Raw genomic sequence first — 7,020 nt, forward strand, 5'->3', positions numbered from 1 at the left:
AAAAGCAGATGCTGGAATTGACCGGCAGTAGCCACTATCTGGCGGGCCTTTATACGCCCGGCACTGTGATGTTGCAGCCGGCGGGATACATTCGAGGTTTGGCAAAGGGTCTTCGTAATTCGGGCGTGCGGGTATTTGAAAACAGTCCGGTTCATCGTTTTGAGCGGGACGGCAAAGCCTGGAAGATCGAAACACCGCAAGGAACCGTCGCGACCGGAAAGATCATTCTTACGGTCAATGGACATCTGGAGAGTTTCGGCTTCGAGCAAAATCGGCTGATGCAATTGTTTCTTTATGCCGTCATGACACCCGAACTCGACAAGGACGCACTTGCACGACTTGGAGGAATGCCGCGCTGGGGCGTAACACCTTCCGATCCGATGGGCACGACCATGCGCCGGATTGATAGCGGCCAGGGAGGTAACCGGATCATCACTCGAACCTGCGCAGTGCTAAAACCCGACATGCGCCCCGATGCGAAGTGCCTTGAGCGCGCAGCCAGTGTCATGCAACGAAAATTCGATCAGCGCTTCCCGCAACTTGCCGGACTTCAGATGGAACACCGATGGGCAGGCCATCTCTGTCTCAGTTTGAATTCGGTCGCAGTCATGCGGGAACTTGAAGACGGCGTGTTCTCTGGCTGCGTTCAAAATGGTCTCGGCACCGCGCGCGGCACATTGACCGGAATTGGAGCAGCTGAACTTGCATGTGGCATTGGGAGTGAAATCACCCGGCATTTTGGTGCGGAAGCGCGCCCGAGACGTCTGCCGCCGCAACCGTTTCGCGAGATCGGCGCCAACCTGGTTCTCCGCTGGAAGGAATGGCGTGCGGCAAAAGAGTGATTGACCTAAGGTAGGCTCAATCGCGTCATCCGTCCACCATCCACCACATAGACCTGTCCCGTGATGAACCCGCTTTCTTCAGCAGCCAGGAATGCGACCAGCGCAGCCACTTCCTCTGGCTTTCCGGTCCGGCCGACCGGATGAAGCGAGCCGACATTCTGTCGAAAGGCTCCCGGATCCGGCATGTTCTCGATAAAATCCAGATTGAGGTCAGTGTCGATCCAACCCGGGGCGACGGCGTTGCAGCGCACACCCTCGGCTCCATGATCGACGGCAACGGCACGTGTCAATCCATGAAGTCCGGCTTTCGATGCCGAATAGGCAGCATGCAGCGGATTTGTGCCCAGTCCTTCAATCGAGCCGACATTCACGATGCTGCCGCGGCTGGCTCGCAAATACGGTAATGCGTATTTGGTCATCAAAAACGGGGCCGTAAGATTGATACTCAAGGAGCGTTGCCAGTCGTCAAGGTCCATGCTCTCAACCGAAGCTTCCTGCATGATCCCGGCATTGTTGACCAGAATGTCCAACCGCCCAGCGCGTCCGATCACCATGTCGACAACCTGCCCAGGCGCTTCCGGATCTGCAAAATCCGCCTGGAAATGTTCAAAGTCACGATCCATTCCACGTTGAGCGGTGAAAACCCTGGCACCCTCATTCCTCAGCCGATGCGCAATCGCCCGGCCGATACCGCTTCGACCACCTGTGACGAGCGCGACCTTGCCTTCAAAACGCGTCATGATACCGATTTCCCGCCATTGACTTCGACCAGTGCACCGCACATGTAACGCGCCGCATCAGAGGCCAGGAAAAGAACAATATCGGCAATGTCTTCCGGATTTGCGACCCGACCCAAAGGTACCGTCCTACCCAGATCCGTAATGGCTGTCTGCGGATCAAAGCCCCGTTTTGCAAATCCGGAGCGCAGCATCGGCGTGTCAACTTCGTTCGGGCAAACTGCATTGATGCGGACGCCCTGATGGGCGTGGTCGCGTCCCATGCACTGCGTCAGTGATGCAATGGCTGCCTTGGTGGTGCAATAAAGAGCATGGTTCGGACCTGGATGAACGCCCCAGCAGGATGCCAGGTTGACGATTGCCCCACCCCCGCTCACAGCCATCAGAGGTATGCCCGCCCGACAAATACGGAACGGCGCCTCGACATTCACCCCCATAGACAGGGTCCAGTCTTCATCAGACGTTTCCGTAACGGCCCCGCGTGTGATGACACCGGCATTGTTGACGATGATGTCGAGCCCGCCCAGTTTTTCTGATGCGATGACGGGCAAACTGTCCGCATAAGCTGTGTCCAGCAAATTTCCGGGGAGACAGAATTCAGCCTCCAGGCCGTCGCAATTCCGATCGGCGGCTACCACGCTGGCACCTTCCGCCCGCAACATCTGAGTGATCACCCGGCCGATTCCCCCGGCCGCGCCGGTTACAAGCGCTCTTTTTCCTGCAAAACGCATTCTTTCCGCTCCAGATCAAAATTCGGCGATGGGCGAACCGAACAAGCTTTCGTCCGGCTCCACACCCAATCCGGGTCTTTCCGGAACCCTGATGGAACCGTTCCGGATGCGGATGCCGCCGCCGGATGTATAGCCATGCTCGATCATGGGTTCGGCCAGCCAGACACCTTCCAGGAGATCCGGCTTCACTGTGGCCGCCACATGGGTGCAGGCGGCGGTGATGATGTCGCCACCCCAGGCGTCGTCGCATGTGTGCGGAAGATTGGTGGCTTCGCAAATATCCCGGAACGCCGCCATCTGCTGCAGCCCTCCGACCCGGGTGACTTTCATGCCGAAACCGTCAACCAATCCGCAACCGGCTGCGCGGATGACCGTCGCAAGATCGACGCCGTTTTCGTCCATGTAGATGGCATGCTGGATTTGAGGTCGTATCTTCTGCAGGTCTTCCAGACGGTTGCAGGGTTGTTCCATAACAAACGGAATGTCTGGACACTCGCGGCTGACCCGCAGGGCGTCGCGCGTTGTCCAGCCGCGATTGCCGTCGACCGCAAGTTTCACGCCCTTACCGGCGATCTTTTCCCAGACCTTTCGAATGGTCTCGATATCGATGGCAACCGGTCTTCCGCCCATCTTGATCTGGAGACGTTTGTACCCTTCAGAACATTTTTCCGCGGCAATTCGGGCAATGTCGTCCGGTACGCCTACACCCGTCGCGAAATAAGACGGCACTTCTTCTACTCTTCCTCCCCCCAGAAGAACCGATACAGGCACATCGAACCGCTTCCCGAGAAGGTCGTACACTGCGATGTCTATGGCCGCTTTTGCATAAGAATGACCATTCAGACGAGCATGCATCGCCCTGTTGACCATTAGAGGTTCAATGTCTTCACCGATCAGATGGGGGGCGATCTCTCGAAGTGCAGCCTGAGCGCCAAGAGCATGTGCCTCCGCGTAGGTCGGTCCGACCGGACAGGTCTCGCCCCAACCGGTCAGACCATTGTCCGCAGTTACCTTCACCAGCGTCGTCTGAAGCGACCACACTTCCGCATTGGCCATTTTGTAAGGCCCGTTTTTTACCGGAAGATCGTGCCGGAAGATCTCGATCGACTTTATTTTCATATGTGTCCCGTCGTGGCAAGAATGGTAACTGGGTGAGGACTGAACCCGATTTGGCTCAATAGTCCTGGTTCAGGGCGTCTTCAGCCGGGATTTCCCGTTCCCGGCGGGCGATATAGTCGAGAAGCTCTTCGTTTCTGGCCTCGTCCAGTTTCGGCTCTTCGTACTCGGAAAGAAGCTTTTTGGCCTGCATCAGTGCACGTTCGGTGATTTCGACCCCGCCTTCCGCCTTCCACTGTTCGATCGAGTTGTTGTCGAACATGTCCGGCATGAAAAAGGCGCGCTGGAAATTCTCCTGCGTGTGCGGATGACCGAGATAGTGCCCACCCGGCCCGACATCGCCGACGGCAGCAAGCGCTTCGTCGAAGTCATCCCAACGAGGCCCCTCAGCCATGCGGTAGACCATTGCGCATTGCTCGGCATCGACAATGAATTTTGCGACGGAACAGTGCATCCCCGCTTCGTTCCAACCGGCCGCATGCCAGATGTAGTTGGCACCTGCGTGAATGACGGCATTGAGAGTGGTGGCGCTTTCGTATCCGGCCTGGGCGTCGAAGGTTTTTGCCCCTCCAAGCGACCCCGACGTGCGCCATGGCACATCGTAGTGACGAGCCAGTTGCCCGATCAGGAAATTCATCAGGCTGATTTCCGGCGTACCGGCCATGGGGGCACCTGATTTCATCGAAACGGTCGACAGGTAATGACCGTAAATCGCAGGGGCGCCCTTCCGGATGACCTGCGTATAGGCAAGCGCACTCAGCGCCTCCGCGTTCAACTGGGCGACGGCCGGAACAACGGACGCCGGTGTGTTCGCACCGCCAAGAACGAAAGGAGAGCACAGAACCGGCTGGTTTCTTTTGCAAAAGGCCCGCATCGCCCCCAGCATCGTCTCGTCCCAGACAAGCGGCGAGTTGCCATTGCAGTTACCGGTGGTGACCGGGTGAGTTTCCAGATAGTCCTCGCCAAAGAGGATCGCACACATGTCCATTACATCTTCGGCGTTTTTCGGGCTGGTCGTCATGCCCATGAACGTCTTGTCCGAATGTTTCATGGAGGAATAGGTGATGCGCAGGTGCCGGTGACTGATCGGATGATCGTAGGGTTCGACAATGTGGTGCGCGCTGGAATGAAGAGCCGGCAGCATATGGCTCAGCTTGTGGAACATCGCCAGATCGTCGAGCGTCGGGTTGCGACGCACGTCCTCAAGATCCCTGAGAAAGGGAGCCCCGGTCATTGGAACGAAGATGGTCCGGTTGCCACCGAGCGGAACGTTCCTTTGCGGATTGCGCGCGTGATAAGTGAAACTTGAAGGGATTGTCGAGATCAGTTCACGGACATGTTCGCGGTCCAGATAAACGCGCTCCCCGTCGACCTTCGCACCGGCCTTTTTCCAGTCGTCAAGCGCGATCGTGTCGCGAAAGACGATGCCGACCTCTTCCAGAATTGACATTGAGGCATTGTCGAGCTTTTCGATCTGGTCCTGATCCAGCGGTTCGCAAAGAGGCAAGTTCCGAGTAAGCCCGGGGAGCATTGCGTGATCTGGCGCGGTGCGAATGGCTCGTCGGCCTGCCCTTCCCCCGCTGCGGGTGCGCGTTGCGACACTCATTTGTTTCTCCGGTTGATGGTCAACTTGGAGATCAAGTGTGCCGCTGGAAATAAGACGCCGCCTGCACAAATCCGAACGCCGTCCGCATTTTCCGACACGACGGCATCGGACACTGCGCTCAGATCGGACGATTGCGGAGGAAGTTCAGTACGCCCTGATAACCAGTTTCCTGACTTGCTGGGCTGCTTTGCTCAACCCCTCACTCCGCTCGATGAGCTGAATGCGACCGCTGGGGAGATCCGGAAGAGACCAGCTGGCAGGCAATTTCGTCATTCCCTCCGGGATCGTCCCTTCCGCCATAACGGTAATCGCCATTCCAGCTGCAACCGCACATCTGATGATTTGGCCACTGGTGCTGACCAGCGCTTCCCGATACAGCACGTCATGTGTGTTCAAGGTACTGATTGCCGCATTACGGAAGACACATGGGTCCGGGTAAAAGGCCAGCGGCCAGGGGCTTTTTCCCGACTTGTTGAAATCCGGTACGGCCACCCAACACAAGGCCGGTTCGGAAAGTGTGGTTGCCGTGCTGACCGGTTCAGGCAGTGTCACGATCGCAAGATCAAGACTACGGGCATCTATCTGGTGCTGGAGGCTGGTGCTGATTGCGCTGACGATGCTGAGTTCAATTCCGGGAAACTGGTACCGCAGCTGACGCAACAGCGCTGGAAGCATCGGCAAGGCGTAGTCCTCGGCAATTCCAAGCCGGACACTGCCGGAAACGGTTCCTTGCTGAATGTGGTCGAGCAATACGTCGTGACGATCTATCAGCGCCTGTGCATGCGGTAGAAGATCCTGGCCAGCCGCCGTGAGTTTGACCTGATGGTAGGTCCGCTCGAACAGGGCAGAACCAAGCTGGTCTTCAAGCACCCGGATGCGCTGAGACATCGTTGCCTGCGAGCAAGCCATGGAGTCCGCAGCTCTGGAAAAGTTACCCTGCGAGGCCACAGACAGAAAGGACCGCAGAAGTCTGGTATCAATATCAGCCATGCACTATTGAAAATACCAATAATGCTCTTTTGGCAATATTGTTTTACCGATGGCGCTCGTCGCTCTAGCGTTCTCAAAAACGCAAGGGCAAAACATGAAAGTCGGTTTCATTGGTCTCGGGACCATGGGTGGGAATGCCGCCAAAAACATCATACGCGCTGGATTTGAGACCCATGTGCACGATCTGCGCCGCGAGGCCGCACGCGATCATCTGGCAATGGGAGCATGCTGGTCTGCTTCTCCGAAAGAGATGGTCGACAAGGTTGACTGTGTTGTTTCCATGGTTTTCGGCCCCCCAATCTGGAGGCGATCCTTCTTGGTGAGGAAGGTATCCTCAAGGGGGATTGTGCCGGTAAGATCTGGATTGATCTGACAACTTCATCGCCGAAATTCATGCGAAATCTCATAACGGATTTCTTGGCGAGAGGCGGAAAACCGATCGATGCGCCGGTGACAGGATCGGTCGATGCGGCCATTCGCGGCGACATGCCGATGTTTGTCGGTGGTGAGGACGCGCATGTCGAGGAAGCGCGACCGGTTATCGAAGCCATGGGCGAAGTCCGCAAGGTCGGCCGATATGGGAATGGCTATGTGGCAAAACTCGTCAACAACCAGCTTTGGAAAATTCACGCAGCCGCGATCGGCGAAGCCATGGTCTGCGCCAAGAAGGCAGGCATCGAACCGGATGTCTGGTGGGATGTCATGAAAGGCGGGGCCGCAGACAGTTTCGTGATGCAGCATGACGTGCCTTCCATATTTGCGGGCCATTACGATCCGTCTTTCCCTCTCAAGCTCTGTTTGAAAGACCTCAAACTGATCAAGGAACTCATGGATGACACCGGAACGCGCTCGGAACTGACGGACGCCTGCCACAGCCGGTTTCTGGAAGCCGGTGAAAAATACGGTAGCGACGCGGGCGAGATGACCGTTTGCAAGCTCGTTGAAGAGGCTGCGGGAACCGACCTTCGTGTGGACGGCAACTGGACCGCCCCCTGGGA

8 protein-coding genes are annotated in these 7,020 nt (G+C 57.1%); 3 read left to right on the forward strand and 5 right to left on the reverse strand.

Annotated features, from left to right (window positions below; genetic code table 11):
• On the forward strand, nucleotides 1–842 hold an 842-nt coding region (locus K5905_RS23275), incomplete at its 5' end, for an FAD-binding oxidoreductase (RefSeq protein WP_297588372.1).
• Nucleotides 843–847: 5 nt separating this feature from the next.
• Here the strand turns inward: K5905_RS23275 and K5905_RS23280 are convergent.
• The 5 genes from K5905_RS23280 to K5905_RS23300 form a co-directional block, all read right to left on the reverse strand.
• Nucleotides 848–1,582 carry an SDR family NAD(P)-dependent oxidoreductase gene (locus tag K5905_RS23280; protein ID WP_297588374.1) on the reverse strand — a complete coding sequence of 245 codons (735 nt, stop codon included), beginning with the start codon at nucleotides 1,580–1,582 and terminating at the stop codon, nucleotides 848–850.
• Nucleotides 1,579–2,310, reverse strand: coding sequence for an SDR family NAD(P)-dependent oxidoreductase (locus K5905_RS23285; protein WP_297588376.1), 732 nt, complete (start codon nucleotides 2,308–2,310; stop codon nucleotides 1,579–1,581). The genes K5905_RS23280 and K5905_RS23285 overlap by 4 nt, the downstream gene beginning before the upstream one ends.
• Before the next feature lie 15 nt (nucleotides 2,311–2,325).
• Nucleotides 2,326–3,429: a mandelate racemase/muconate lactonizing enzyme family protein gene (locus K5905_RS23290; RefSeq protein WP_297588377.1), complete on the reverse strand. Its 1,104-nt coding sequence runs from the start codon at nucleotides 3,427–3,429 to the stop codon at nucleotides 2,326–2,328.
• A gap of 55 nt (nucleotides 3,430–3,484) precedes the next feature.
• Nucleotides 3,485–5,032, reverse strand: a complete 1,548-nt coding sequence (locus K5905_RS23295) for a trimethylamine methyltransferase family protein (RefSeq protein ID WP_297588379.1) — start codon at nucleotides 5,030–5,032, stop codon at nucleotides 3,485–3,487.
• Nucleotides 5,033–5,176: 144 nt separating this feature from the next.
• Nucleotides 5,177–6,022, reverse strand: coding sequence for a LysR family transcriptional regulator (locus K5905_RS23300; RefSeq protein ID WP_297588382.1), 846 nt, complete (start codon nucleotides 6,020–6,022; stop codon nucleotides 5,177–5,179).
• A gap of 94 nt (nucleotides 6,023–6,116) precedes the next feature.
• Between K5905_RS23300 and K5905_RS23305 the strand changes: the two genes are divergently transcribed.
• The gene (locus K5905_RS23305; RefSeq protein ID WP_297588385.1) at nucleotides 6,117–6,395 is read left to right on the forward strand and encodes an NAD(P)-binding domain-containing protein; all 279 of its coding nucleotides are present in this window, start codon (nucleotides 6,117–6,119) and stop codon (nucleotides 6,393–6,395) included.
• Nucleotides 6,380–7,020: NAD(P)-dependent oxidoreductase (locus K5905_RS23310; RefSeq protein WP_367187013.1), on the forward strand; the 641-nt coding region annotated here is incomplete at its 3' end. The genes K5905_RS23305 and K5905_RS23310, both read left to right, overlap by 16 nt.

The sequence above is a fragment of the Roseibium sp. genome (assembly GCF_025698965.1).
GTDB lineage: Bacteria > Pseudomonadota > Alphaproteobacteria > Rhizobiales > Stappiaceae > Roseibium.

What these genes read in the sequence shown, in the direction of transcription:
- K5905_RS23290 (WP_297588377.1), bottom strand. Translation starts at nt 3,429, where the DNA reads ATGAAAATAAAGTCGATCGAGATCTTCCGGCACGATCTTCCGGTAAAA.
- K5905_RS23295 (WP_297588379.1), bottom strand. Translation starts at nt 5,032, where the DNA reads ATGAGTGTCGCAACGCGCACCCGCAGCGGGGGAAGGGCAGGCCGACGA.
- K5905_RS23280 (WP_297588374.1), bottom strand. Translation starts at nt 1,582, where the DNA reads ATGACGCGTTTTGAAGGCAAGGTCGCGCTCGTCACAGGTGGTCGAAGC.
- K5905_RS23285 (WP_297588376.1), bottom strand. Translation starts at nt 2,310, where the DNA reads ATGCGTTTTGCAGGAAAAAGAGCGCTTGTAACCGGCGCGGCCGGGGGA.
- K5905_RS23300 (WP_297588382.1), bottom strand. Translation starts at nt 6,022, where the DNA reads ATGGCTGATATTGATACCAGACTTCTGCGGTCCTTTCTGTCTGTGGCC.
- K5905_RS23305 (WP_297588385.1), top strand. Translation starts at nt 6,117, where the DNA reads ATGAAAGTCGGTTTCATTGGTCTCGGGACCATGGGTGGGAATGCCGCC.